This window comes from Allorhizocola rhizosphaerae (genome assembly GCF_003426775.1).
In the GTDB taxonomy this organism is placed as follows: domain Bacteria; phylum Actinomycetota; class Actinomycetes; order Mycobacteriales; family Micromonosporaceae; genus Allorhizocola; species Allorhizocola rhizosphaerae.
In genome coordinates this window covers 1-24,702 of sequence record NZ_QJUG01000004.1, presented here as the reverse complement: position 1 = coordinate 24,702, position 24,702 = coordinate 1, and the positions used below count along the sequence as shown (strand labels likewise).

The window sequence follows — 24,702 nt, the reverse complement described above, 5'->3', positions numbered from 1 at the left end:
GGCGTCACCTCCACCTTTGGACGGTGACGCACCGACGTTCTCAAATCTAGTGATGCGTTTGGCTATCCCGCGGCGAATTCACTCACGCGCAGCGCCATGGTCCGGGGATATCGGCCGTGGTAGGTAGATATAGCTAATCGCGGTCTCGGTGGAGGAATGTCGGCTGTGGAATTGCTTGGTACGGCGCTTGGCCTGCTGATGAAACTGGCGGCGCAGCCGATTGTCGACCGGGCACAGCACAGCGAGGCGGTGATCAGGCTGCGCAAGAAGCTCGGCTTCGATCCGCTCGTGCTGCCGCAGGACGTCGTGCACCTCTACGCCTACGCCCTGGTTGACTTCTGCTATGGAATGCCCAGGGAGGCGATCGCCTACTTCGGCGACTCGATCATCAAGGATGCCTTCATCAAGTCGTATGGCGCGGGCGACTGGCAACACCTGCGCACCGCGGCCGCCGAAGTTTGGGCGCGCGGCGAGGAGACCGGAGAGTTCGGCCGACCCGACTACAACCTGCCGCGCGAGATGGACCGGTTCATCGAAGTCTTCGAGGAGATGGTCGCCCGCAGCCGTACCGCAGTGGAAGTCAATATAGGGCACCGGTTGGAGGCGATCCAATACGCCATCGAGAAAGGCCATCAGCGGGTCGATCCTCAGCCCGAGCACCTCGGCAGCCCACTGGACAGGCTCGCGCAGGACATGCGGGAGTGGTTCAAGGCGGTCGACTACAGCATCGTCCGCACTCTTGAGGTCACCGATCCGGATGCGTTCGGCTGGCTGGTGACGGTCCCGTCGCTGCACCACCGGATCACCGTCGTGGTGTATGGGGTGGACGGCGATCTCAACGCGGTGGACCTATCCCGCCTTGGGGAATTGACGGACACCCACGAAGCAGACGAGGGTTGGGCAGTCTCGCCGTCGCGGATCAGCCCGGCGGCGCGGACGGCCGCCGAAGAAAGCGGGAACCGCCTCTACGCCTTCACCTTCGACACCCTGATCGATCTCGCGGTCGACTTCGACGGATACCTCGACTGGCTCGACGCCGAGGTCGCACGGCAGGAAATCGACAAACACTATGTGGAGCTGTCATGCCACAAGGACGAGGTCGATCCGATCAGCGGCAGTGTCATGGCCATCAGTTGGTATCCCGCGCGCGATGGCGGGTTGACGCAATACGTGCGCTCGTGGCTGGACGACCCGTCGAAGGAGCATCTCTCGCTGCTGGGCGAGTTCGGCACCGGCAAGACGTGGTTCTCGCTCCGCTTCGCGTGGGAGCAGGCCCGGCTCTGGCGCAAGGCGAGGGAGGAGGGCCGGCCGCGTCCCCGGCTACCCCTGGTCATCCCGCTGCGCGACTACGCCAAGGCCACCACGCTGGACGCGCTGCTGTCCCAGTTTCTGTTCCGCCGTCATAACATCTTTTCCCGGTACGAGGCGTTCCAACAGCTGAATCGCAGCGGCAAACTGATGATTATCTTCGACGGGTTCGACGAGATGGCGGCGAGGATCGATCGGCAGGCGATGGCCGACAACTTCTGGGAGCTGGCATCGGTCATCGAGCCCGGCTCAAAGGTGCTGCTCAGTTGCCGCACCGAGCATTTTCCCAACGCGGATGCCGGGCGTGACCTCCTCGGCGCGCGGGTGCAGGCGTCGATGGAGCGGCTCGCGGACCGGACGCCGCAGTTCGAAATCGTTGAGGTGGAGCCCTTCGACGACGAACAGATCCGGTCGGTGCTGCAGCATCGGCTGACCGATGCCGCCACGGTGGAGCGGGTCATGACGAACCCCGCGATCCGCGATCTGATGCGCAGGCCCGTGATGTCCGAGCTCGTGCTGGAGGCGCTGCCGGACATAGGCAACGACGCCGACGTCGATATGACGCATGTGTACCTCTACGCGGTGCGCACGAAGATGGGCCGCGACATCGGCACGGGACGGACCTTCACCTCGATGGCGGACAAGGTTTACTTCCTGTGCGAGGTCTCGTGGGAGATGCTCGCCACCGACACCCTGAGCATGAACTACCGGGACTTCCCGGATCGGGTGCGCGCCTGCTTCGGACCTGCGGTCCAAACCGAGCGGGACCTTGACCACTGGCAGCACGACATGCGGGCACAGACGATCCTGGTGCGCAACAACTTCGGGGATTACACCCCCGCGCACAAGTCATTGATCGAGTTCTTCGCCGCGTACAAAATCGCGGCCCAGCTCGGCGTGCTGGACGGGGAGTTCCTGCAACTCATGCGCTCGGAGCACGATGACGAGCCGGTCGGCGACTATCGCTGGTCGGAGTACTTCCTGCAGGAGCGCGACGAGTCGGGCCGCCTCCCGGCGTTGGGTCGTTTTGCCCCCGAGAAGGCAGAAGTCCTGATCCCGACGTTCGGCTCCGAAACGACCTCTCCGGTCATTCTGGAATTCGTCCGAGACATGATGGCCTCGTGCGCCGATCGTGGCGACCGGCTGGCCGAGATAGCACGGATGAGCCGTCACACCGAGCCGGGCACGTCCGGGCGGCTGGGCGGCAACGCGGTCACGCTGATCGGCTTGAGCAATCTCACCCTGCGCGGCGTCGACCTCAGCGACTGTGATCTCTCCGGCCTGAACAAACCTCACCCAATCGTCTCATCCATATTGGATGGCGCGAAGTTGGCGCGAGCTGACCTGCGGGGAGTGTCCTTTGTGGGTCGCAGCTGCCGAGACACGGACATGACGGGAGCGATGCTCTCCGGAATTGGGCCATTGGGTGGCTTCGACATGCCTATCGAAGATCTCGCCTGCCTCCCGACCGGCGACATCGCCGTGCTCACTTCACACAGCATGAAGGTCTGGCCGGAGGGGCACTTCAGGACCGATGCCCCCGTGGACATACCTATCCCGCCGCTCCAAAGGTTCCGCTCTATGCATATCCTCGATCGAGAACGGATACTTGTGACCGGTTCCGGCGGGACTTCGATACTGAACATCGAAAACGCCAGCACAGCCGAGATCAGCTCGGGATCACGGGCCATGCTCATCCAATGGGCGGGCAAGCCGGCAATCCTCTGTATGGGAAGCCACAGTGAGCCAATGTCCATTTTCGACCTGCGGACGCTCAGTTTGATCACTACGCTGCCGCGACCGACCGAAGATCGTCTCGACGTTGGCAGAACTTCCTCGGGCGTCTATTGCCTCGACGCGTCCGCCGCCGTCCTTTACACACGCGACGAGACGGCCAGCGACTGGATGAAACACGGCCCACTGCCGATCGACGAGCGTCGATCAACTCTTTTCTGGCACATTGGCGGGGTGGTCATCGCATCCTCGGACGATGTAGAGGAAACATACCTTTACGTCGGCGGAGTGCCCATCGTGGTGACGGACCGCTTACGCAAACATGTGGCTGCGGCCCACAGTGCAGAACGCCAACTGACGGCAGTCGGGCTCTCCCAAGAGATCACCGCCCACTCCGTGGACGGTGAGCGACTGTGGACAGTGCCCACAGCCACCCGGGTCGCACACCTTGCCATGCACCCAGACGGCGAAACCCTTGTTTCCGTAGAAAGATCCGGCGAGGTGGCGCGACGGTCGTTGGCCGATGGATCCTTCGCCAGCCGGACTTCGCTCAACCCCGATGTCAAGGGTGCACGGATTTCGCGAGACTGCGGCCTCGATCCGCTCGTCATCGAATCTCTTGAAGTCGCGGGTGCCATCATCCATTCCGGACGGTAGGGCCAACCTGACACTCCGTCGCAACCGCTGGTGGCCAGGCATATGGCGACCCTTACCGCAGCTCTGAATGACGGTCCCTGTTACTGTCCCAACAATCCCTCAATAACTAAGTTCGGAGCATCGCCGTGGTTGACCCTGAGACCCAGTCGGCTCAGCTGGCAGAGCTTCAGCTTTTCGCCGACGAGCTGGCCCTGCACAACGAGAAAAGCCTGCTGTTGGGGCTGTCCGCGTTCCTGCGCGAGGTCGACGACGTCACCATCCACTTTGGATCCGGCTCGGCCAGTGGCGAGGTCCACGCTGCCCGGTCGAGCCTGGCTGACGGATATGCGCAGGCGGCCGGAGTGGCGCAGCAACACGCCCACGACAACGCGCGCTTCGTCGAAAAGATCCAAACAATGATCCATAACTATCGCACGGCCGACACCAACGCCAGTGAGACCCTCGATCGGGCGGCGGACGATCCCGGCATGGATGCGGGCTGACCATGGCAGCCGCCGCGCCCTGGTCGACGGTTTGGGATGCCTACGACGTCCCACGCATCTGGTCCATGGTGCGCCTTGAGGTCCATCCGAGCGACGAGGAGCACGCCAGGCGCTTCGCCTGGACGGCTGACCTGTTGGCGGCTCGACACGAACGGTGCAGGCAACTCAGGCAGCGACTCGTGTCCCATGTGGACGTCACCGCCTCGGTCGGCCTAACCATGATGCTGGCCGAATTCGACCGGCTCGACAGGGAGCTCGAACGATCCGCCAACGCCTTCGCGTCAACCGCTCGCGCACTGGACCGCCTGATGGCGACGCTGGTCGGCGCCAGGGATCAAATCGCCAAGCTGGCCCGGGAATGGGAACTCGTCACCACCTGTGCGCAAGACACGTGGGACAGGCGGGCCTGGGTGTTGAACAAGGAGGCACGGGCCATCATGGCCGAGGCCGACGAAGCGATCCAGGACGACCGAAGCCTGATCACCCTGCCGAGGCTGGCGGGATCGATCAGTCCGGAACACGCGTACCGCCCGGCGATCACGCTGGCCCAGGCAACCGTGCCGCCGGCCCTTCAGGGTTACCCCGCTGCCCGGACAGCGATGGGTGTCCCGGCCCTCCCCGCCGACGGCTCACTGTCGTTCCTCCCCATCCTTCCCGGCCACCGCGCAGCGTTGCGCGGTGGCGCCTACCGCTTGCCTGGGCCAAGGGTGGGCGCCACCGGCGAGGTGATTCAGATGCCGAGTTCGCCCGGCCGCCGGGGCAGACCGCGAGTCTCCCTGCCCCGCAACCTGTCCAGCGACGTGCTGGGAAAGGCTTTCCCGGTGCTCAAGGGCGTCTCCCCGGTCATCGGTGACCCTGCGAGCACGGCCGATTCTGAGCCCGACACCGGAAGCCGGACCTTTGCCCAATGGTTCACCGATCTCAGCGGGGGCTGGCTGACCTTCCCCGATCCGCTGCTGCGTCGCCCAGGGTCATAGCGGTGGGCGACATTCGGCGGCGATGAGGTCCAGGGCGGCACCCTCCGGGAGGACGCCCGCGTGAGAACGCAACGACACCGCGCCCACCTCGGCCTCGCGTTCGCCGATGACCGCGATGAACGGGACCTTCGACGCCTCGCGGACGCGGTGGCCCAGCGATTCGTGCTCTCGGACTTCCGCACGCAGGCCCAGCCGCATGGCGTCGGAGGCGAACCGGTGCGCCGCTTCGGATTGCTGCGCGCCGACCGGGAGCACGGCCAGCTGCACGGGCGCATACCACGCCGGGAAAGCGCCCTGGTGCACCTCGATGAGATGTCCGACCAGCCGCTCCAGTCCACCCACGACACTGCGGTGAATCATGACCGGGCTGTGGCGATCCCCGTCTGGCGCAACGTATTCCAGCCCGAACCGCTCCGGCTGGGCGAAGTCGATCTGGATGGTCGACAGGCTGTACACGCGGTCGTGCACGTCCCGGATCTGGATGTCGATTTTCGGGCCGTAGAACGCCGCCTCGCCCGGAGCCTCCGCAAACGATATGCCGGCGGCAACGAGCGCCTGGCGCAGCATGTCTTCCGCGAGTGCCCACGACGATGGCGCGCCGATGTAGCCAGCGCCCTCGCCCCGGCGCGACAGGCGAAACGAGTCCACGGCCACGCCCAGCGCCTTGTGCGCGCGCAGGATCATGTCCAGTATCGCCGCGACCTCGTCGCCCACCTGGTCGAGCGAGCAGAAGATGTGCGCGTCGTTGAGCCAGATCGCGCGCACCCGCGACAGCCCGCCGACAACGCCCGAGCGCTCGGCCCTATACATGCCACCGAGTTCGGCGATGCGCAAGGGCAACTCCCGATATGAACGCCCGCGCGAGCCGAACACCATCGCGTGATGCGGGCACAGACTCGGCCGAAGCATCAACTCGTCCCCGCCATCGTCGATGGGCGCGAACATGTCGTCGGCGAACTTGGCCAGATGCCCCGAGCGCTCGTACATCACACGCTTTGCCAGGGGCGGTGAATATACATGTTGGTACCCGGCAAGGCGTTCAACCTCACGGATGTATGACTCGATGGCGTGCCGCACGGCCGCACCGGCGGGCAGCCAGATCGGCAGGCCCGCACCGATCATCGGGTCCAGGTGATACAGCTCGAGTTCGCGCCCGAGCCTGCGGTGGTCTTGCATGGGTCGGTCCTCCTGTGACGGCAGGGCACGCCACAGGAAAAGCCCCGGGCGTTGCCCCGGGGCTTGATGGCTGTCTGGATGAGGCTCAGCAGGCCAACACGCGATCGCCGGGGTGCACCGGCGTCGTCGTAAAGATGGCCACAGCTGAATTCATGCCGACCACGATACCGGTCGCACGGGCCGCTGCCAAACGAACTTCGCGTGCGCCGCATCGCCCCGGATCACCGGCACATCACACGGAGCGATAAACCGATCTCAGGAATCCCACAGCGTCGTTGCACGCATGGTCATACCGTAGTAGCCTTTCCGGTATGACCGTGAAGTTGACCGTCAGCCTGCCGGACGAGCTTGGCGATTTCGTGAAGGCGCAGGGAAACGCCTCGCGATACGTCGCCGACGCGGTCCGCATCCGGCAGCGGATCGACGCCACGGCGGCCGCGCTCGCGGCGGTCAACGTTCACGAAGTGCCCGCCGAGGAATATGCGCGCATCGCCGCTTCCCACGCCGATTTGCGCAAGCGCTGGGCCGACCCCGCTCGCCGGGAATACTTGGACGGCAGGCTGCGTGAGCTCACCCGGCGTCGCCCTGGCAGGTGAGCACGCCGATCAGGGTGCTGGACACCGGCGCTCTCCTGGGTTACGCGCAACAGACCGACTCGCATGTCGCCTATCAACTCGCCTATTGCGCGGACCAAGACCTGACCATGCAGACCTCGGTGCTGTGCGTGGCAGAGGCCTACCGGGACTCCGATCCGGACGCCGCCGACCTTCTCGACGTGCTGCTCGGGCTTCCCACCATCGAGGTCGTCGAATGCCGTGTCCAGGATGGCGACATGGTGGGCGCGGTCGCCAAGAAGGTCGACCGGCTCAGCCTCGCCCACTCATGTCTTCTCGTCTACGCGCTTGATGTTCCACTTATGACCACCGATCCGGCCACCGCGCTTCGGGTCCTCGACAAGGGCATGGTCTGGGAACTCAAACCGAACTAGCGCACCAGCCGCAGGCCGCCCACCCCGCCGTCGACCGAAAGCGACATCCCGGTCGTCGCGCTCGCCGCCGGGCTCGCCAGATAGAGCATGGCCGCGGCCACCTCGTCGGCGGAAACCATGCGCCCCAGGGGTTGGCGGGCCGCAAGCTTGCGTCGCTCCTCGGCCGGGTCGTCGGTGCGGGCGAGCAACCGAGCCACCCAGGGCGTGTCGGCCGTGCCGGGCGAGACACAGTTGACCCGGATGCCGTCGGTCACCAGATCGGCGGCCATCGCGAGGGTGAGCGCGTGCACGGCTCCCTTGGAGGCCGAGTACAGCGCGCGGTTCACCAGCCCTGCCGTCGCCGCGATGGACGTCGTGTTGACGATCGCGGCGTGCTCGCTGCGCCGAAGGTACGGCAGTGCGGCCCGCGTCCCGCGCACGACACCCGTCACGTTGACGTCGAGCACCCGCGCCCACTCATCGTCGGAATTGTCCTCGACGGTGCCGACCGCGCTGATGCCCGCGTTGTTGACGAGAATGTCGATGCCGCCGAAGCGCTGCGCCACCGCCGCCATGGCCGCGTCCATGGACGCCTGGTCCGACACGTCGGCCGTCACGGGCAACGCCTCTGCACTGTCCAATGTGGCAGGCGAAAGGTCAAGCACGCCAACGCGTGCGCCCTCCCGCAGGAACGTGCGGCATGCGGCGAGCCCGATGCCGGACCCGCCGCCCGTCACGACGGCAACCAAACCCTCAAGCTGCCCGGTCACGATTGAACACACACTCCCCGCTGCCGCCCGAACCCATCGATCTCCATCTCGACGACGTCGCCCGCCTTCAGATATGGGAAGCGGCCCGAAAGCCCGACCCCCTGCGGCGTCCCGGTGTTGATGATGTCACCCGGGTCGAGCACGGTGAACTGCGACAGGTGATACACGATAAACGCCACGTCGAAAATCATGTCGGCGGTCGTCGAGTCCTGCCGCGGCTCGCCGTTGACCCACGAACGCAGGCCGAGCCCCTGCGGCGACACCTCGTCGGCGGTCACCAGCCACGGCCCCAGCGGGTTGAACCCCTCGCAGCTCTTCCCCTTCGACCACTGCCCGCCGGAACGCTCAAGCTGGAACTCCCGTTCTGAAAGATCATTGCTTATCGTGTACCCGGCTATGCAGCGCACCGCCTCGTCGACCGACGCGAGATAGCGGGCACGCCGTCCAATCACGACAGCCAGCTCGACCTCCCAGTCGGTCTTCGCGCTGCCGCGCGGGATCGGGATATCGTCGTTGGGACCGGTCAACGTGTTGGTGCCCTTGTAAAACAGCACGGGCTCGGCGGGCGGCGCGACGCCCGACTCGGCCGCGTGCGCCGTGTAGTTGAGGCCGATGCACAGCAGCGACCCGGGCCGGGCGATGGGCGCACCGATGCGCAGCCCAGTCGGGTCGATCTCCGGCAGGGCTCCTGCCTCGTGCGCCCCGCGCAGGCGCTCGATGCCGTCGCCGGCGAAGAACCCGGGGTCGAAATCGGCGGTCACCGGCGTCGCGTCCAGGTGGCGCCCGTCGGGGTCCAGCAGCACCGGGCGTTCGGCCCCGCGCTCGCCAAGCCTGAGCAGCTTCATCTATTCCTCCCATGTATGTCAGCAGCACAGCCTATCCAACCCGAACGCACCGCGCATCCGAGGAAATTCGTCGGATGTTTCCGGGTACCATGTCAAAGGGTTTCAATTATTGGAGTTGAGTGGTAAGAAAATAACCACGCTGATCCTTGCGCGGCGACAAACCCCCAATACAGCACCCACCACATTGGAGCTGTCATGCATCTCTCCCGCCGCAACGTCTTCCGGGGCGCGGTGGTCCTCGGCGCGGGCACGGTCCTACCGCCCCTCGCCCAGGCCTCACCGGCGCTCGCGGTCCCCGCACCCACCATCGCCAGCTGCGCCACCTGGGGAGCGCGCAATCCTTCCTCCCCTCTGCAGCAGCTCAGCAACGACCCCAACAAAATCATCATCCATCACACGGCGACGCCCAACTCGACCGACTACTCGCTCGCGCACGCCTACGCGCTCTCGCGCTCCATCCAGAATTGGCACATGGACAATAATGGATGGTCGGACACCGGGCAGAACTTCACGGTGAGCCGGGGCGGACACATCACGGAGGGCCGGCACACCAGCCTGTCGCACCTGTCGTCCGGCAACGGGTTCGTCACCAGCGCCCACTGCCCCGGGCAGAACACGACCGGCGTCGGCATCGAAAACGAGGGCACCTACACGTCCGTGTTGCCGACCACCGCACTGTGGGACAAGCTCGTCGACCTGTGCGCGTACATCTGCCAGCAGTGGGGCATCAGCCCGTCGGCCATCTACGGGCACCGCGACTTCGTCGCGACCGCCTGCCCCGGCAACGCGTTCTATGCCAAGCTGCCCGACTTGAAGGCGGCCGTCGCGGCCAAACTCAACGCGCCGCCCGCGTGGTCCACCGTCATCGACAACACGTCGGCGGGCTTCCGGGCGTCGGAGAACTGGGGCGTTTCCACCTATTCGACGCAGCGCTACGGCGCCGATTATCGTTATGCCACACCGGTTGCGGCCTCCGACGCGGCCTACTTCTCGGCCACGCTGCCCCAGACCGGCAACTATCGTCTCGACGTGTGGTATCCGGCCAACTCCGGCTACCACGCCTCCGCTCCACACATCGTCTTCGCCTCCACCGGCAATCAGACCGTCACCGTCAATCAGACCACCAACGGCGGCGCATGGCGCAGCATCGGCACGTTCCCGTTCGCGGCGGGCGCCCGCGACCTCGTCGCCGTCAGCCGCTGGACCAGCGGCACGGCCTATGTCATCGCCGACGCGGTGCGCGTGACCCGCGTCTGACCGCACGAGCTCCACTCCCCCGCCGGGGGCGGCCCCCCCAACTCACCCCGCCCCCGGCACCTAAACCGCACGTCGCGACCCCATCGCGAGCCCGCGATGCCGGTTATCAGAGCGGCTATTCCTTCGGCGGCGAGCTCGGGCCCGTCATGGTGCTGTGCTCGGCGTTCGCCCTGGCGTTCGTCATCGAGGCGGCGCGCGTGCGGCATCCAGGCGCATCGGCGTCACGCGGGGGTGACTGTCGCTTGTAGACGGCGCGCCTCGTCCAGGTATGCCCCGCCGAGCGAGTCGCGCCCGGCGTCGCGGTGCAGTTCGCCGAGGCGACGGGCGCACTTGGCCTGGGCGCGCCGGTCGCCGATGCGCTCAAGCACTTCGAGGGCACGGGTCAGCCGGGACACGGCCGAATCGGTCTCCTCCAGATCGGCGATGTCCATCAGGCAATAGGCCTCGCCATGCGCGTCGCCGAGCGAGGCGAACAATTCGAGCGCCCGCAACAACTGGGCGTGCCCGAGTGTGTCGGAACCCTTGCGCAGCAGGACCCGGCCCAGGTTGTGCGTGAGATGGGCCAGCCGGTGCTGGTCGTTGACCTGTGCGGCGAGCACGAGCCCGTTGCCGACGGCGCGCGCCGCCTCGTCGAGCTCACCGCGGGCCAGGAGGGCCTGCCCGAGCGCGCCGTGCGCGAAGGCCTGCCCGTGCAGGTCTCCCGCCTCCACATAGGACGCGAGCACCTGCCGGAAGCAGTTGTACGCCTGGTCGAGCTCACCGCGGATGCGGTGCACGGTGCCGACTCCCGCCAATGCCCCCGCCTCGCCGCTGTCGTTGGACAGGCGGGCGAACAGCAGCCGCGACCGGCTGAACGCTTCGAGCGCGGCGTCGTAATGGTCCTGATACACGTGCAGCTGACCGAGCCCGCGCAGCGTCACCGCCTCACCGAGCAGGTCCGCGGCCGAGCGGCACGAGGCGAGCGCGAGCGAGTGCGTGCGCTCCCACTCGACCGTGTGCCCGCCCATGTCGCACCACGAAACCATCGCGTGCGCGAGCTCCCATGCCAGGTCGGACCGGCCCATGTCGGCCGCGAACTCGACACAGCGCACGAGTTGGGCCCGCTCGCGTTCGAAGAACCCGTCGACGAGGGTGTCGTGCGACGGCACCGTCCAACGTGGAGCGACGGTGACGCCGGGGCCGAACAGCTGCGCGGGCAGCGCTCTCGCCGCGGCATCGGCTACGAAGAGGTACCCACAAAGAGGTTTGAAAATATCGCCGTCGGGGCCTGGCAGGTCCGGGGCAAGCAGATTTACCAGCGCCGGTACGGAATATCGCCCATCATCGGTGCGGCGGAGCAGACGCGCCTGGACCAACCGTTCGAGCACATCGTCACGGTTGTCGCCGCCCAGCAGGGCACTGGCCACCCAGGCCGGCGCGCTGGGCAACCCGAGCCGGGCCAGTCCACGAACGACAGCCGCCGCGTCCGCGTCAAGCTTGTCGACCCGGGCAGGCGCAGCGCCGAGCAGCTCGCGATGCAAGCGCCGCAACGGTTCTCCCGGCTCGATGCCCAGCTCGGCGGCGAACGTGCGACGCGCGTCGGCGTAGGCGGACAGGGCCTCCGCCCGCTGCCCGGCGGCCGCGAGCGCCTGCACAAACAGCAGCCAGCTCTCCTCGCGCAACGGATCCTCGGCGACCAGCGAGCGCAGGTCGAGCAGGGCCTCAAGTGCACGACCGCAGTCGATGAGGCTGCGGGCGCGGGCCTGGCGCACGGTCCGGCGCTGCTGCACGAGCCCGGCCACAGGCACGCGCCAGGCGGGAGCCGCCGGCAGGTCCTCCAACGGGTCACCCCGCCACAGCGCCAGCGCCTCGTCATGCCGCCCACGCTCGGCGAGGCGGCAGAAGTCAAGCGTGTCAAGCGCTTCGGTGCTTAGCACGAGCCGATAACCCGGCGGCCGGGTCTCCAGCACGCGACCGAGCTTGGCGCGCAGCGAGCTGATGTAGGTCTGCACGTTGGCCATCGCCGACTTGGGCGGGTCGGCCGGCCACAGCACCTCGATAAGCTGGTCGACCGAGACGGCGCGCCCGTGGTGCAGCGCGAGCGTGGCCAGCAGCATGCGGGGCTTCACCCCGCCGACGCTGACCGGCAGGCCGTCCCGGAACACCTCCAACGGACCCAGAATGCGCAGCTCGAGCCCGGTCGCCATGCCGTTAAGACTATGGGCTTGTAGACCATTTGTAGAGGGCGTGAAGCTGAACGGTTGAAGCTGTGAAACATGCGAATATCGCTTACGCGCGTGGTCGCAGTCCTCGCCACATTATTTGCCGGTACCGTCCTCGTCGCCAACCCGGCGCAGGCGGCGCCCGCGTTCCAGCTGCCCTTCCCGTGTGGACAGACGTGGAACGGCAACAGCACGGCCAGCAGTGCACACGTCTCATGGGAGATCGACTTCAACCGTGGCTCCACGGCCACCGCGGACCTGGGCGACACGGTCGTCGCGGCCGCCGGCGGAACGGTCGCCGTTTCCGCGCACCAGGGCTCCGCCAACGGTTACGGCAACCTCATCGTGATCGACCATGGCGGCGGGTACTACACGTATTACGCCCACCTGAACAAGCGGGCGGTCGTCGCCGGGCAGTCCGTGCTGCGCGGGCAGGCAATCGGCAGCCTGGGCAACACAAGCCGGCCCGGCAACGGGATCTCACCGCACCTGCATTACGAGGTGCGGTACCCGACCCGGTCCCAATCGGACATCATCCGGGCGGTGTTCAACGGGACCACGTTCGCCTATGGCGTGGCAAATGTGACCAGCCGCAACTGCGCGACCTCCTACGATCCGGCGGGCGTATGCGGCGCCGGGTTCGAAATCATCGACTCGCAGCGGCTGGGCTCGGCCGGCACGGCCAACCTGCTCTGGAAGGGTTCGACGAGCCAGAACTGTGTCACCACACTGAAGATGGCCAGCGTGGGCACGCCGACCGCGACGAGCGCGTTCCTTGAGCCGCAGGGCAGTTCGCGCACGACCGACTCGGGCAGCTACTCCTACTACGCCGGTCCGGTGATCCGGACCGCTCCCGGATGCGTGCGGTGGGGCGGAAGCACGGGCGGCTCAAGCTACACGTCCGGCTTCGAACACTGCGGTTAACAACAGGCTTACCACCGGAACGCGGGTCCACTCTGTCTTGGTGGACCCGCGTTTTGCGTTTTGAGCACCCCTCCCAGAGTGCTGTCGTGGCTGTCAGATGTCGCTCGGGTGCATGGCGGCCACGACCGTGAACTTCACGCCAGGCACCCCCGTCGCTTCATAGCGCGCGACGAGAGCGAGTAGCTCCTCCCGAAACGCGGCGATCTCGTTTTCCGGGATCTGGACGAAGCCGCAACTGACCACGGCACGCTCGGCGTCCGGGGCGTCGCGGCTCATCTGCATCGTGCCCTTCTTGAGCCCGAAGTACAGGTCGTCGCGGAGACGATCGATGATCGACGCCGCGATGTCGAATGGACCGTCGGCACCCTCGCCGACCCGGCGCTGATAGACAATCTGCCGCTGACCGGCGCCGTAGTGCTTCTCGATGATGCCGTTCACGACACGGGTGTCGCGAACCTGGAGCAGTTCATTTCGCTCGAGCAGGTTGAGATGGTAGTAGATGTTGGTCGGCAGGACTCCGACGATGCCGGCCAGCTCCCTTGCTGTCCATGTGCGCTCCGGTTGCGCCATCGTGAGGTCCAGCAGTGTCATGCGCACGGGATCAGCGAGCGCCTTCAAGGTACTAACGTCCTCGATGATCCGTTCTCGAGGGATTTCCGTCATTGGTTCCCCGTGCTCTCGTTTGACAGATCTCGACTGTTCACCATAATAGGAATGCCTGCCCAGGAAAGAACCATAACCGACAGGGGACATGTCATGCCAGGTCAGCGGATCCCCAAGGTAGCGGCTGCTCTGCTGGCCGCGGCAGCGATGACCGCGGCCACACCGCCCGAGACCGACGATCCGGTCACGGGCACCTTCGTCGAAGTTCTTGCCCTGACCGAAGGTCCGACTCACGGGACCGAAGGCCCCACGCAAAATGCCGGCTGCAACGAGCACTGACAGCCGCCGATCAGGGCTTGCTGATCATGACACCCTCGTTGCTGCCGCGATCACCGAGCCCTTGCCAAGGGTTCCGCACGACCTGATCACGAGCTGAGCGACCTGGTTGCCGCGAACCCGCTGCGGAGCGCCTGATACACGCCCTCATGCTCGCCCTGCACCGGGCCGGACGCCAAGCAGACGCGATCGAGGATCGAGGTCTTCAACGCCCCAATACCGGCGCCACTTCGCAAGCAACTCAACTGACCGGGACGGGTAGGGTGGCGTTCATGCTTGTGAGCGCACGAGGGTTCGAGTTCGCGGTGCATGTGGACGGTCCGGAGGATGGGCCGGCCGTGGTGCTGCTGCACGGGTTTCCGCAGCATTCCGGGCAGTGGCATCTGGTGACGCCGCTGTTGCACGCCGAAGGGTTGCGCACCATCGCCATCGATCAGCGCGGCTATTCGCCGGGGGCGCGGCCGGAGGATCCGGCTCAGTATGCGATCGACGAGATGATCGCCGACACACTGTCCATTATGGACGAGCTGGGGGTCGGGCGGTTCCATGTGGTCGGGCACGACTGGGGCGCCGCGGTGGCCTGGGGGCTGGCCGGCGACCATCCGGATCGGGTGCTCAGCCTGACGGCGATCAGCGTGCCGCACCCGGCCGCGCTGATGATGGCGCTGGCCGACAAGAACTCCGACCAGGCGAAGCGCTCGACCTACGTGGCCTTCTTCGCGCAGCTGGACGAGTCGGTCCCGGCGATGCTGGCCAACGACGGCGAGATGTTCAAGATGATTTTCCAGGGCAGTGGGCTGTCCGACGAGCAGCTGGAGCGCTATGTCGGCCCGATGCGCGATCCGGCCGCGCTGCGGGCCGGGCTCAGCTGGTACACGGCGATAGTGACGCAGCCGCCCAAGAATCACGCGGTCGTCACCGTGCCCACCACATATATCTGGAGCGACCAGGACATGGCCCTCGGCGGCGATGCTGCCAGGGCCTGCGCCCGGTTCGTCAGCGGCGATTATCGGTTCGTCGAATTAAAAGGCATTTCTCATTGGGTACCGGATCAGGCTCCCGAGGCTGTGGCCGAGGCCATTGTGGCGCGAGTGCGCTGACCCCTCCACTCGTCGGCGAGGATCGCCCACACCTCCGTGTCGAAGCGGGTGTCGCCGATGACGAACGACGAGCGCAGCACGCCCTCGCGGGTCATGCCCAGCCGGGCGGCGGCGGCGCGGCTGCGCTCGTTGCGCGGATCGGTGCGCCACTCGATGCGGTGCATCCCGCGCTCGCCCACCGCCCAGTCGATCATCGACGTGACGGCACGCGTAATCAGGCCGCGGCCGGTGGCCCAGGGCGCGAGCCACACGCCGACCTCGCAGACGCCCGAGGCCGTGTCGAACTCCTTGAACAGGGTGCCGCCACTGAGTTCGCCGTCGAGCCAGAGCCCATAGAACCGGCCGGTGTCGGCGGCCCGCTTGTCGGCGAACCGCTGCAGCAGGTCGCGCGCTCCGTCGGCGTCGTAAATCCTTGACGCGAACGGGATCCACGGCTTCAGGTGGTCGCGTATCCGGTCGACGTGCGCGGCGAACTCGTCGGCGTGCCACGGTTCGAGGTCGCGCAGGTGCGCTCCGGCATCCAAAGTGAGGGCCAGCATGATCTTGATGGTACAACTAGCATCCTCGCCATGGATCTGACGGAAGCGGTACGCGAGCACGAGCGGCTGTTCAACGATTCGGTCCGGTCGGGCGATTTCGACGACTTCGTGGCGACGTTCGCCGACGACGCGGTCATGCGCTTCGACGATGTCCCGGTCGGCCCGTTCAAGGGGCGCGACGCCATCGCCAAGGCTTATGCGAGCCAGCCGCCCAGCGACACCATGTCCATCTGGTCGATCGAGGAGGTCGCCGCGGAGACGGCGCTGGCGAGGTTCGACTGGGACGCGGGCGGCTCGGGCACGATGCAGGTCACATGGAGAGATGGCCAGGTGGCAGAGCTGACGATCGCGTTCAACAGCTAGCCTCAACCGCATGGCAGAGATTGTTCCGGACACCAAGGACTGGACGTGGGTCCTGCAGCGGCCGTGCCCGGAGTGCGGCTTCAACGCCAGTGGCATCGGCAGGTCCGACATCCCGACCGTGATTCGCGAGAACGCGGAGGCCTGGCAGGACGTGTTCCGCGCGGGCGGCGAGCTTCATGTGCGCAGGCGCCCGGACGTCTGGTCGCCGCTGGAATATGCGTGCCACGTGCGAGACGTGTTCCGCATCTATGAGTATCGCCTCGGGCTCATGCTCAGCCAGGACGATCCCCACTTCCCCAACTGGGACCAGGACGCGACCGCGGTGCAGGAGCGCTACGGCGAGCAGGACCCGGCGAAGGTCATCGTCGAGCTGGGCCTCGCGGCGGAGTCGGTCGCGGCCGCGTTCGCCCGGGTCGAGGGCGATCAGTGGGCGCGCACGGGCAACCGCAGCGACGGGGCGCGGTTCACCGTGGAGTCGATCGGGCGGTATTTCGTGCACGATCCGATCCATCATCTGCACGATGTGACTTCTCAGCTAAACTAGAACACGTTACAGTTTGGTCCATGAAGTTCACGCTCGGCATCGCGTTGAACCCGGTGGACCAATGGATCCCGCTTGCCCGCGCCGCCGAGGACTGCGGGTTCGCCTCCATCGCGCTGCCCGATTCCATTTTCTATTCCGAACAGGTGCAAGCCGACTACCCGTACACGAAAGACGGCAGTAGGTTTTGGGACGCGAGCACCCCATGGGCCGATCCGCTCATCGCGGCGGCCGCCATGGGTGCGGCCACCACGCGCATCCGGTTTTACACGCAGGTGCTCAAGCTCGGGCCGCGCAATCCCGTGCTGCTCGCGCGCCAGGTCGGCTCGGTGGCCAACCTGACGGGCAACCGGTTCGGGCTCGGGGTCGGGCTCGGCTGGACGCCCGAGGAGTTCGAATGGTGCGGCGCGCCGTTCAAGGACAAGGGCGCGCGGGCGGACGAGGCCATCGAGATCCTGCGCCTGATTCTGGGCGGTGGCATGGTCTCCTACGAGGGTGCGCACTTCAGCTTCGGCAAACTCCAGATGAGCCCGGCCCCAACCGAACCGGTGCCCATCTACGTCGGCGGGCACACGGAGGCGGCGCTGCGGCGGGCCGCCCGCGTCGGCGACGGCTGGACGTCGGCCATGATGAAGTTCGAGCGGCTGCGCGCCACCATTGACCGGCTTTCCGCGCTGCGCGCGGAATACGGGCGCACCGGGCCGTTCGAAATCCAGGCGGTGTGCATCGACCGGTTCGGCCTCGACGGCTATCGCGAGCTGGCCGGCGTCGGCGTGACCGACGCGATCGTCGTGCCGTGGTTCTTCTACGGCGCGGGCTTCGACAGCGATCTGGAGTCCAAAGTGGACGGCATTCGGCGGTTCGCCGACGACGTGATAACACGCATGGAGGCTTGAGCGATGACTGACGAACACCTGGCAAGGGCCGCCGCGCGGCGCTCGATGGACGCGGTCATCCGCGGCGACAAGGACGGCTGGCTGGCACTCTTCGCGCCCGACGCGGTCCTGGAGGACCCGGTCGGTCCGTCCTTTTTCGACAGTGAGGGCAAGGGGCATCACGGGCACGAGGGCATCTCCGCCTTCTGGGACAAGGCGATCGCGCAAGCGCAACGTTTCGAGTTCGACATCCGCGACTCGTTCGCGGCCGGATCGGAGGTCGCCAACGTCGGCACCATCACCGCATACCTGCCCGGCGGCATGCGCGTCGACACCGAGGGCGTTTTCGTGTACCGGGTGGGCGACGACGGGCTGATCCAATCCATGCGCGCGTTCTGGGAGACCGAGCGGGCCATGGCGACACTGCGCCCGGCCGAATAACGTTCGTGAGGCAGTACCGCTATGGGAGGTTGCGCTATATGTGATTGATCGAAAATTGCAACGTTTCAATTGTCGATTCTCGGAGGCGTCATGACTCGGTCGAAGGCCCGGCGGCCGTTAGTACACCTGGGCGTCGCTCTTGTCCTTACCATTGCCGGTGCGTTGAGCGCTTCGCCAGCGTCGGCCGGGCCTGGCCCCTCTCGGCAAGCCGCGGCCATTTCGAGCGTGCCGAACGTCTACTTGCAGTGTTATCAGTACTCGGGTTTCTTCAACTGCTACCTGAGCTACAGCTCGTCGACCCCCGTCCAGATCCGGTGGTCGACGCAGTACGGTTACGAGCCCGCATACGACAACCAGACCCAGATATCCAGCTGGTGCATGTTCGGCAGTGAGTCGTGGGCTTCGGTAGAGGTGATCAACTCGTCCGGCGCCGCATACGCCGGTTGGAGTTCGCCCTGCTGGTAGTCCTCTGCACCATCCGGTGAGATCAGGAACGGCATGCGGATAAACACGGGTTGGCGATCAACCCGGTTCTCCGGTTACCGTGCGCGACGTGCGTATTGCCGTTAGCTGCCCCGATGAACTCGCCCTGCAGGACCTGTACCGCTGGCTACGCGCCGACGCCGACGTCATGCGAGCTGGCGACGTGACGGCGCGGGCCCGCCACACGGGTGGCACGATGGGCGCGCTGGAGGTCGTGGACATTGTGCTCACGCACGCCATCGCGCTGTCGAGCGTGCTCGTAGCCTACGCGTCCTGGCGCACGGCCCGCCCGAAGGCGCCGACGATCACGTTCAAGAACGACAAGGGCATCACGGTGACCGCCACGGACGCCTCTCCCGAGACCATCGAGACAATCATCGAGGCGCTCGGTGACAACTGAAGGCGCGGGTCCGCAGTCCCGGCAGCCGAATCCGCAGGAGTCCCGCGCGGTCCTGATCGGAGCGTCCACCTACGAGCGACTGGACTCGCTGCCCGCGGTCGAGAAAAACCTCGAGGCGCTGCGCGAACTGCTGATGGACGCCTCGATTTGGGGCCTGCCCGCGTCGCATTGCGAGGTGCTGCACAACCCGGGCTCGCCCACCCACGTCGTTCGGGCGGTGCATCAGGCGGCGTCGGTCGCCACCGACGTGCTGCTGGTGTACTTCGCCGGGCACGGCCTGCCTGAAGGCGAGGCCGACCTGCATCTGGCGCTGCCCGCGGCCGACAACGAGCACATCCACGAGGCCGTGCGGTACGACGCGATCCGCTCAGTGATCGTCAACACGGCGAAGCGCTGCTACGGCAAGGTCGTCATCCTGGACTGCTGCTACAGCGGGCGGGCGCTGACGGGAGTGATGTCGGCCGACGCCACGCGCATCGCGGATCAGGCGCGCATCGACGGCACGTACCTCATGACGGCCACGGCCGAAAACCGGCTCGCGCTCGCACCACCCGGCGCACAGCACACGGCCTTCACCGGCGCGCTGATCGACAAGCTGACGCACGGCATCGCGGGTGGGCCTGATCTGCTGGACATGGAGACGCTCTTCTATCACGTGCGCGCCGACCTCGCCGCCCGCAACCTGCCGGCGCCGCAGCAACGCAGCCGCAACGACGGCAAAGCCATCGCGCTCGCCCGCAACCGCCACACGAGTCCCGTAGTCGTAACGCCGCCGCCTCCGCCGCGGCCCCAGCTTTCCGCAAAGCTCGAACCGCTCGTCATGGGCAAACCAAAGGAGGTGTGCGACACGGTTCGCGGGCTCGACGAGAGCCAGCGGCCCGCGTTCTTCGAGGCACTCGTCGCGCGCCGATCGCACCAGCAGCTCGCCACCATCATCGGTATGCTCCCGGAAGCCACCGACTTGATGCGCGCGGTGGCCCGGCTCGCGCCCAACGAAGTGGCCGCGATCCACCAAACACTCAAGCTGATCGGCCTGCCGGACGGGGCCAGGCGACTGCTCGATGTCGCGGCCGAGGACCGCGCGTCCAATGTCGCGGAGCTTGCCCGCGCGCTCCAGCACGACCGGTCATATCTACTTGACGCGGCGGCAGAGCGGGCGGACACCCGGGCCGAAATGGTGACGTTGGTGAGCTCGCTCTGGCTCGTAGGGCTGGTCGACGTCGTCGACCAGACGCTGGAGCGGATGACCCATCGGCTACCGCCGCAAGAGGTCGCCCTGCTGGCCGACGACATGCGAGCGGCGGGCCACGAACGGATCGCATACCTGCTCTACGCGACAGTGCCCTGGGTCATGTCGAGCCGCCCGCCGAACGAGCTGGCGCGCCTCATCGCCGTGATGCGCAACGCCGGCCACGACAGGTGGGCAGAGACGCTCGCGTCGGGGCTCCTTGGCGCCTTCAGCACACTCGCGGGGATCTCGGCGCTGAACGCCAACGATCTGTACGACACCGTGGAGCTTGCCATCGAGCACGCGGCCCGCGCGCTCGACCTCGCCGAGATCATCCGGCTGAGCGAGCAGCTTCACGCCGAGCGCCTCGAAGAAATCTCGTTGCGGCTGTGTCAGCGCGCTGCCGTGGCTGAACCGCGCTCGCGCGGTCCTGTGCTTGTGGAGGCACTGCGCGAGGACGGGCGCCCCCTCGACGCACGCCGAGTTGTGGAGTACCTCGCCCTGCACGCGCCCATCGGTGACCTCGCGGTGATGGTCGATGCCATCGAACCCGCCGATGTAGAGACCCTTCTGCGCACGCTCGGCGCTGCTTATGACGAAAGGGCGCAGCTGCGTTCGGTATTGACCGCGGCCACCACGGAACAGTCGTTCCTGGTGTTGCTGTCTCAGGCAGACGTCAGCGACTCGCTGCTCGACGCGGCTGTGCGGCGCTGTGATCCACGCAGCGTGCCGCGGGCTATGAAAGAGCTGTCGCCATCCGCGGCGAGCCGCCTCTTCCGAGCCGCTGTGAGAAGTGACAAGTTTCCCCGCATTTTCGAGGCGTTGCAGAGGACCGGCGAATTCGATGCGGAAATACGCCGGGTGGTATGGCTGGGAAAGCCAGATTTCAAAAAGGTGTACGACCTTTCCGTGTTGGACACTGCGCTTCGCCGCCAGGGCCATACGTTGGAAGCGCAGCATATCGTCGACGCGGCGATGGATTCGCTCGACCCACGATTCGTCGCCGAGTTCAACGCTAATCTCCGATGACGGTGGCAGGGTGTTTGTCGGGAAGTTCCTCAACCGTCGAAGCGCGCGGCGACTTCCGACGCGGTGAGGCCGAAGTCCGCCAGATCGTAGCGGTGGCTGCCGGGGGTGCCGCGCTGGGCGAGCTCTAGCACAGACGCGGGTGGGGTGGAGCCGAGGCGGTCGTAGACCTGTTCCAAGACGTGCACGGGATCGCGGATGAAGTCGTCGTAGTGGACGTCGAGGAAATGGGCGGGGTCGTGCTTGGCCCGGTCGGCGGCGAACCGGTGATAGCCGCGTGCCCACAGGTCGAGCTGGGAACGGCCGAGCAGCGCGCCCTCGAAGACGGTGGACCAGCCGCGCGACGCCTGCGCGTTGAGGCTGCACACGCTCGCGATCGCGGTGACCGGGTCGCGGTGGGTCTGGACGATGAGCGCGTCGGGATACACCGCGAGGAGGGCGTCGAGGGCGAACATGTGGCTGGGGTTCTTCAGGATCCAGCGCCGGCCCGGGTCGTTGCTGCCGATCAGCTGAAGGTTGCGGCGATGCCGGCGGTAGGCGGGGGTCCAGTCTTGTGCGGCAAGCCAGTCCGAATAGGACGGGATGTGGGCCAGGCACTCGAACGAGATGGACATCATGGACTGGCGCAGGAGGTACCAGCACTCCTCCACCTGATCGGCCGCGATCCGGTGGGCACCGGCCAGGTCGGACCGCTGCGCGTAGGCCTGCTCCAGCGCGACGTAGACCGGATTCGACGCCCACGTCGACACCGGCGGGCGCGGCTGCGGCACATCGGTGAGCCAGACTTCGAGGCCCTGGTGCGCCGGGTCCGCGCACAGCAGCCGGTGCAGCGCGGTGGTCCCGGTGCGGGGCAGGCCCGTGACGAACACCGGCCGCGTGATGGGAGCGTCCTCAACAGCGGCGGCTTCAGTGAACAGTCGCGCTACGAGGGCCGAGCGCAGGAACGCCCGCTGTACCTTCTCCCCCAGCGGCGTGAGTGCCGCCTCGTCCACATAGGACTTCGCCAGCACGTGCAGACCCGCCAGATAGTCCGTATCGCCGAAGTCGGACAGCCCGGTGAGGCGCATGGCCGACTCGTGCAGCCTGTCGACATTCATCGATGGAACTCGCCGCCGTTGACGTCGATGCACTGGCCGGTGATGCCCCGCGCCAGGTCGGAAGCCAGGAACACGACCACATCGGCGATTTCGGCGGGAGTAAGCAGCCTTCGCAGGTCGACGTTGGCAGCGGCCTCGTCGTAGACCGTCTCGGGTGTGACGCCTCGTTTCTGAGCCAGGAAGGCGAAGTATTGCTCAAGCTTCTCCGACCAGATGTAGCTCGGCGCGATCGAGTTGACCCGCACGCCCTTCGGCCCCAGCTCGGTCGACAGGCTCTGCGCCACCGCCAGCAGCGCCGCCTTAGTCATCTTGTATGCACCGAAGGTGCGCCGGGAGTGCCGCAGCACAGCGGAGTTGACGAACACCACGGACCCGCGCGACTCGACCAGCGCGGGCGCCAGTTGCTGCGTGAGCCGCAACGCCGCGAACACGTTGACCTCAAAGCCCTCGACCAGTGAGGCGGTGTCCACCTTGGACAGCTCGCGCATCGATGGCATCGCGAACGCGTTGTGTACCAACGTATCCACTCGACCATAGGCCGCGAGCAACGACGCCCCCGCGTCCGGCGCGGTCACGTCCAGCGGCACGGCCATGCCGTCGAGCTCCTTCGCCAACTCCTCCACATAGGACGCCGTGCGCGCCGCGAGCACAACATGAGCGCCCGCTGAAGCGCACTGCCGCGCCAGCGCCTGCCCGAGGCCCGGCCCCACTCCCGAGATAGCCACAACCTTGTCGCCCAACAGATCCGTCATGCGAGCATCCTTCGCGCCACCGCCGCCTGCCGCGCCGCGATGCGCGCGGCCCAGTCCTGCGGCGAAATCCGTTGGTCGTAGGGCAGTTCGGCGTGCACCGACTCGAACGGCACGACCTCCACGGTCGGCCCGTCGGCTGCCGTCAGCGCGCGCGACAGGCGCTGCCAGCGCAGCTGAACGTATCCGCGCCGGTGCCCAAGAAGCGAAAGCCAATTGGAGACGCCGGGATCGCGCTCGCTGATGACGTACCGTATAAATCCATCGGAATCTATTACGGCCTGGTCCCTGGTGAGGCTGGTCTGGTGATTGATGTAATCCATGGAGATGTACCACATGCTGCCCAGCTGAATCCCCTGATAGGGCGCGTCCGACGCGGGCACGGTCACGACCATCGCCTGGTCCTCGCCGAGCTCGAAGTGGCCGACCGAGGAGTACTGTGTGGACAGTCCGCCCGGCGTGAGCCGCGGCTCGGTCAGCGTGTTGACGGGCAGCTTGAGATAGAACCATTCCGGGAAGGCCAGGAAGGTTCTGAGCCGGCTCAACAGGATCTTCCCCGCCACGCCGTAGCGTTTCGCGGGATCGCCCGGCTTCGGCGCGAGTCCCGCCCTGTCGGGCCGATGGATGCGGATGACGCCCCGTTCCTCGTGCTCCCAGTCGGAGTACACCTCGCGCACGATGAGCATCGCCGACCCGGGCGGCAGCGGCCCGAGCTCGAACTCAAAGTTTCCGGAGGAGTCCACATCGAGTGACCGATCATCGAACGCGGTCAGCGAGTCCGGCACGTCGACCGGCGAATAGTCGCCGTTCATCACCTGGAAGCTGAGGTCGGCCGTGGTCCCGCGCCGCCCGCTGACAACATATCGCGCGTTGTCGCTCACGTATGCGTGGTAGTAGAGCGTGTCCGGGTTATCCAGACCCATTTTCGTGTACGGCCCCGTCGACTGCACGAAGAACGGAAAGTCCCGTTCATAGGCCCAGGCCAGCTGCAGTGACGCGCGGATCGAGCCGGCCAGGTAGTCGTAGCCCTCGCGGAGGTCCTGCTCGGTGCGCACATGCGGCGCCGAGGCGATGAGTTTCTCGGCCTCTGCGAGCGCCTCCGCAAACGGCTGGGTGAGCATGTACGCTACATTAGAACCTGTTCTAATTTTTGCACAAGGGCGGGAACGCAATGCGCGCATATCGCATGACCGAGTGGGGCGGTGCCCCCTGTCTGCAGGACGTCGACGACCCGGACCCCGGGCCGGGTCAGGTGCTCGTGGAGATCGCCGGGTGCGGGCTGTGCCACTCCGACTTCACGATGCGCAAGATGCCCCGCGCGATCGGCGAGCAGTTGGGCTGGGCCATGCCGTTCACCCTCGGGCACGAGATCGCCGGATGGGTGGACGGGCGGCCCGTCGCGCTCACCGCGACGGCCTCCTGCGGCGCGTGCCGGATGTGCCTGCGCGGCAAAGACAATCTGTGCCCGGCCGCGATGACGGGGCGCGGATACGGGCGCGACGGCGGGCTCGCGCGATACGTCGTGGCCGACCGGCGCGCTCTCCTGCCCCTGGGCTCGCTGGACCCGCGCACCGCGGGGCCGCTGACCGACGCCGGCGCCACCGCGCTGCATGCCGTGCGCCG

General features: G+C 66.6%; 25 protein-coding genes. 16 read left to right on the top strand and 9 right to left on the bottom strand.

Going from position 1 to position 24,702, the window contains the following annotated elements; genetic code table 11:
- Positions 1-165: 165 nt before the first annotated feature.
- The 3 genes from DM816_RS01425 to DM816_RS01415 all read left to right on the top strand — a co-directional run bounded on the left by DM816_RS01425 (position 166) and on the right by DM816_RS01415 (position 5,158).
- Positions 166-3,699: an NACHT domain-containing protein gene (locus DM816_RS01425; protein ID WP_162906996.1), complete on the top strand. Its 3,534-nt coding sequence runs from the start codon at positions 166-168 to the stop codon at positions 3,697-3,699.
- Between the two features lie 125 nt (positions 3,700-3,824).
- Positions 3,825-4,181, top strand: coding sequence for a hypothetical protein (locus tag DM816_RS01420; RefSeq protein WP_117208199.1), 357 nt, complete (start codon positions 3,825-3,827; stop codon positions 4,179-4,181).
- Between the two features lie 2 nt (positions 4,182-4,183).
- The gene (locus DM816_RS01415) at positions 4,184-5,158 is read left to right on the top strand and encodes a hypothetical protein (protein ID WP_117208198.1); all 975 of its coding nucleotides are present in this window, start codon (positions 4,184-4,186) and stop codon (positions 5,156-5,158) included.
- Here DM816_RS01415 and thrS read toward each other — a convergent pair.
- Complete coding sequence (thrS, locus tag DM816_RS01410; RefSeq protein WP_281274282.1) at positions 5,153-6,358, bottom strand: threonine--tRNA ligase; 1,206 nt, start codon at positions 6,356-6,358, stop codon at positions 5,153-5,155. The genes DM816_RS01415 and thrS overlap by 6 nt on opposite strands.
- A 287-nt stretch (positions 6,359-6,645) precedes the next feature.
- Between thrS and DM816_RS01405 the strand changes: the two genes are divergently transcribed.
- Positions 6,646-6,930 (top strand): hypothetical protein, encoded by a 285-nt coding sequence (locus DM816_RS01405; RefSeq protein WP_117208196.1) that lies wholly within the window; start codon positions 6,646-6,648, stop codon positions 6,928-6,930.
- Positions 6,927-7,322 carry a hypothetical protein gene (locus DM816_RS01400; RefSeq protein ID WP_117208195.1) on the top strand — a complete coding sequence of 132 codons (396 nt, stop codon included), beginning with the start codon at positions 6,927-6,929 and terminating at the stop codon, positions 7,320-7,322. Before DM816_RS01405 ends, DM816_RS01400 begins: the two co-directional genes overlap by 4 nt.
- Here the strand turns inward: DM816_RS01400 and DM816_RS01395 are convergent.
- Together DM816_RS01395 and DM816_RS01390 are read right to left on the bottom strand one after the other, a co-directional pair.
- A complete protein-coding gene (locus DM816_RS01395) occupies positions 7,319-8,071 on the bottom strand; it encodes an SDR family NAD(P)-dependent oxidoreductase (protein WP_117208194.1) in 753 nt (250 codons plus the stop codon). The two genes, DM816_RS01400 and DM816_RS01395, sit on opposite strands and share 4 nt — an antisense overlap.
- On the bottom strand, positions 8,068-8,916 hold the full coding sequence (locus DM816_RS01390) for a fumarylacetoacetate hydrolase family protein (RefSeq protein WP_117208193.1): 849 nt from the start codon (positions 8,914-8,916) through the stop codon (positions 8,068-8,070). The genes DM816_RS01395 and DM816_RS01390 overlap by 4 nt, the downstream gene beginning before the upstream one ends.
- 195 nt (positions 8,917-9,111) lie before the next feature.
- On the opposite strand from DM816_RS01390, the gene DM816_RS01385 reads away from it, so the two are divergent.
- Positions 9,112-10,173: a golvesin C-terminal-like domain-containing protein gene (locus DM816_RS01385; protein ID WP_117208192.1), complete on the top strand. Its 1,062-nt coding sequence runs from the start codon at positions 9,112-9,114 to the stop codon at positions 10,171-10,173.
- Positions 10,174-10,394: 221 nt separating this feature from the next.
- Here the strand turns inward: DM816_RS01385 and DM816_RS01380 are convergent, their stop codons facing one another.
- The gene (locus DM816_RS01380) at positions 10,395-12,359 is read right to left on the bottom strand and encodes an AfsR/SARP family transcriptional regulator (RefSeq protein WP_117208191.1); all 1,965 of its coding nucleotides are present in this window, start codon (positions 12,357-12,359) and stop codon (positions 10,395-10,397) included.
- A 69-nt stretch (positions 12,360-12,428) separates the two neighbouring features.
- Here DM816_RS01380 and DM816_RS01375 point away from each other — a divergent pair, with 69 nt between their 5' ends.
- Positions 12,429-13,298 (top strand): M23 family metallopeptidase, encoded by an 870-nt coding sequence (locus tag DM816_RS01375; protein WP_117208190.1) that lies wholly within the window; start codon positions 12,429-12,431, stop codon positions 13,296-13,298.
- Positions 13,299-13,391: 93 nt separating this feature from the next.
- Here DM816_RS01375 and DM816_RS01370 read toward each other — a convergent pair whose 3' ends face one another.
- Positions 13,392-14,195: a helix-turn-helix domain-containing protein gene (locus DM816_RS01370; RefSeq protein WP_162906995.1), complete on the bottom strand. Its 804-nt coding sequence runs from the start codon at positions 14,193-14,195 to the stop codon at positions 13,392-13,394.
- 314 nt (positions 14,196-14,509) lie between these two features.
- On the opposite strand from DM816_RS01370, the gene DM816_RS01365 reads away from it, so the two are divergent.
- The gene (locus tag DM816_RS01365; protein ID WP_117208245.1) at positions 14,510-15,337 is read left to right on the top strand and encodes an alpha/beta fold hydrolase; all 828 of its coding nucleotides are present in this window, start codon (positions 14,510-14,512) and stop codon (positions 15,335-15,337) included.
- Here DM816_RS01365 and DM816_RS01360 read toward each other — a convergent pair.
- Entirely contained in the window at positions 15,289-15,876 is a 588-nt protein-coding gene (locus tag DM816_RS01360; protein WP_117208188.1) for a GNAT family N-acetyltransferase, read from the bottom strand. The two genes, DM816_RS01365 and DM816_RS01360, sit on opposite strands and share 49 nt — an antisense overlap.
- A 30-nt stretch (positions 15,877-15,906) precedes the next feature.
- On the opposite strand from DM816_RS01360, the gene DM816_RS01355 reads away from it, so the two are divergent.
- The 7 genes from DM816_RS01355 to DM816_RS01325 all read left to right on the top strand — a co-directional run bounded on the left by DM816_RS01355 (position 15,907) and on the right by DM816_RS01325 (position 21,236).
- Entirely contained in the window at positions 15,907-16,239 is a 333-nt protein-coding gene (locus DM816_RS01355; RefSeq protein ID WP_117208187.1) for a YybH family protein, read from the top strand.
- Between the two features lie 10 nt (positions 16,240-16,249).
- Positions 16,250-16,783, top strand: coding sequence for a DinB family protein (locus tag DM816_RS01350; protein WP_117208186.1), 534 nt, complete (start codon positions 16,250-16,252; stop codon positions 16,781-16,783).
- A gap of 20 nt (positions 16,784-16,803) precedes the next feature.
- Positions 16,804-17,676 carry a TIGR03619 family F420-dependent LLM class oxidoreductase gene (locus tag DM816_RS01345; RefSeq protein WP_117208185.1) on the top strand — a complete coding sequence of 291 codons (873 nt, stop codon included), beginning with the start codon at positions 16,804-16,806 and terminating at the stop codon, positions 17,674-17,676.
- Positions 17,677-17,679: 3 nt separating this feature from the next.
- Entirely contained in the window at positions 17,680-18,096 is a 417-nt protein-coding gene (locus tag DM816_RS01340; RefSeq protein ID WP_117208184.1) for a nuclear transport factor 2 family protein, read from the top strand.
- 225 nt (positions 18,097-18,321) lie between these two features.
- Positions 18,322-18,561: a hypothetical protein gene (locus tag DM816_RS42070; protein WP_162906994.1), complete on the top strand. Its 240-nt coding sequence runs from the start codon at positions 18,322-18,324 to the stop codon at positions 18,559-18,561.
- A gap of 88 nt (positions 18,562-18,649) precedes the next feature.
- The gene (locus DM816_RS01330; RefSeq protein WP_162906993.1) at positions 18,650-18,979 is read left to right on the top strand and encodes an effector-associated constant component EACC1; all 330 of its coding nucleotides are present in this window, start codon (positions 18,650-18,652) and stop codon (positions 18,977-18,979) included.
- Complete coding sequence (locus DM816_RS01325; RefSeq protein WP_117208181.1) at positions 18,969-21,236, top strand: caspase, EACC1-associated type; 2,268 nt, start codon at positions 18,969-18,971, stop codon at positions 21,234-21,236. The genes DM816_RS01330 and DM816_RS01325 overlap by 11 nt, the downstream gene beginning before the upstream one ends.
- 29 nt (positions 21,237-21,265) lie before the next feature.
- Here the strand turns inward: DM816_RS01325 and DM816_RS01320 are convergent, their stop codons facing one another.
- From DM816_RS01320 to DM816_RS01310, 3 genes are read right to left on the bottom strand one after another with little or no spacing between them, the layout of a single operon-like run.
- Positions 21,266-22,330 (bottom strand): sulfotransferase family protein, encoded by a 1,065-nt coding sequence (locus tag DM816_RS01320; RefSeq protein ID WP_117208180.1) that lies wholly within the window; start codon positions 22,328-22,330, stop codon positions 21,266-21,268.
- Positions 22,327-23,082: an SDR family oxidoreductase gene (locus tag DM816_RS01315; RefSeq protein ID WP_117208179.1), complete on the bottom strand. Its 756-nt coding sequence runs from the start codon at positions 23,080-23,082 to the stop codon at positions 22,327-22,329. The genes DM816_RS01320 and DM816_RS01315 overlap by 4 nt, the downstream gene beginning before the upstream one ends.
- On the bottom strand, positions 23,079-24,200 hold the full coding sequence (locus DM816_RS01310; protein WP_117208178.1) for a hypothetical protein: 1,122 nt from the start codon (positions 24,198-24,200) through the stop codon (positions 23,079-23,081). The genes DM816_RS01315 and DM816_RS01310 overlap by 4 nt, the downstream gene beginning before the upstream one ends.
- A 50-nt stretch (positions 24,201-24,250) precedes the next feature.
- Here DM816_RS01310 and DM816_RS01305 point away from each other — a divergent pair.
- On the top strand, positions 24,251-24,702 hold a 452-nt coding region (locus tag DM816_RS01305; RefSeq protein WP_162906992.1), incomplete at its 3' end, for an alcohol dehydrogenase catalytic domain-containing protein.

Excerpts from the sequence above, each read along its gene's own strand:
- DM816_RS01415 (WP_117208198.1), top strand. The coding sequence starts at position 4,184 with ATGGCAGCCGCCGCGCCCTGGTCGACGGTTTGGGATGCCTACGACGTC.
- DM816_RS01405 (WP_117208196.1), top strand. The coding sequence starts at position 6,646 with ATGACCGTGAAGTTGACCGTCAGCCTGCCGGACGAGCTTGGCGATTTC.
- DM816_RS01390 (WP_117208193.1), bottom strand. The coding sequence starts at position 8,916 with ATGAAGCTGCTCAGGCTTGGCGAGCGCGGGGCCGAACGCCCGGTGCTG.
- DM816_RS01385 (WP_117208192.1), top strand. The coding sequence starts at position 9,112 with ATGCATCTCTCCCGCCGCAACGTCTTCCGGGGCGCGGTGGTCCTCGGC.
- DM816_RS01380 (WP_117208191.1), bottom strand. The coding sequence starts at position 12,359 with ATGGCGACCGGGCTCGAGCTGCGCATTCTGGGTCCGTTGGAGGTGTTC.
- DM816_RS01375 (WP_117208190.1), top strand. The coding sequence starts at position 12,429 with ATGCGAATATCGCTTACGCGCGTGGTCGCAGTCCTCGCCACATTATTT.
- DM816_RS01365 (WP_117208245.1), top strand. The coding sequence starts at position 14,510 with ATGCTTGTGAGCGCACGAGGGTTCGAGTTCGCGGTGCATGTGGACGGT.
- DM816_RS01360 (WP_117208188.1), bottom strand. The coding sequence starts at position 15,876 with ATGCTGGCCCTCACTTTGGATGCCGGAGCGCACCTGCGCGACCTCGAA.
- DM816_RS01355 (WP_117208187.1), top strand. The coding sequence starts at position 15,907 with ATGGATCTGACGGAAGCGGTACGCGAGCACGAGCGGCTGTTCAACGAT.
- DM816_RS01350 (WP_117208186.1), top strand. The coding sequence starts at position 16,250 with ATGGCAGAGATTGTTCCGGACACCAAGGACTGGACGTGGGTCCTGCAG.
- DM816_RS01345 (WP_117208185.1), top strand. The coding sequence starts at position 16,804 with ATGAAGTTCACGCTCGGCATCGCGTTGAACCCGGTGGACCAATGGATC.
- DM816_RS01340 (WP_117208184.1), top strand. The coding sequence starts at position 17,680 with ATGACTGACGAACACCTGGCAAGGGCCGCCGCGCGGCGCTCGATGGAC.
- DM816_RS01320 (WP_117208180.1), bottom strand. The coding sequence starts at position 22,330 with ATGAATGTCGACAGGCTGCACGAGTCGGCCATGCGCCTCACCGGGCTG.
- DM816_RS01315 (WP_117208179.1), bottom strand. The coding sequence starts at position 23,082 with ATGACGGATCTGTTGGGCGACAAGGTTGTGGCTATCTCGGGAGTGGGG.
- DM816_RS01310 (WP_117208178.1), bottom strand. The coding sequence starts at position 24,200 with ATGCTCACCCAGCCGTTTGCGGAGGCGCTCGCAGAGGCCGAGAAACTC.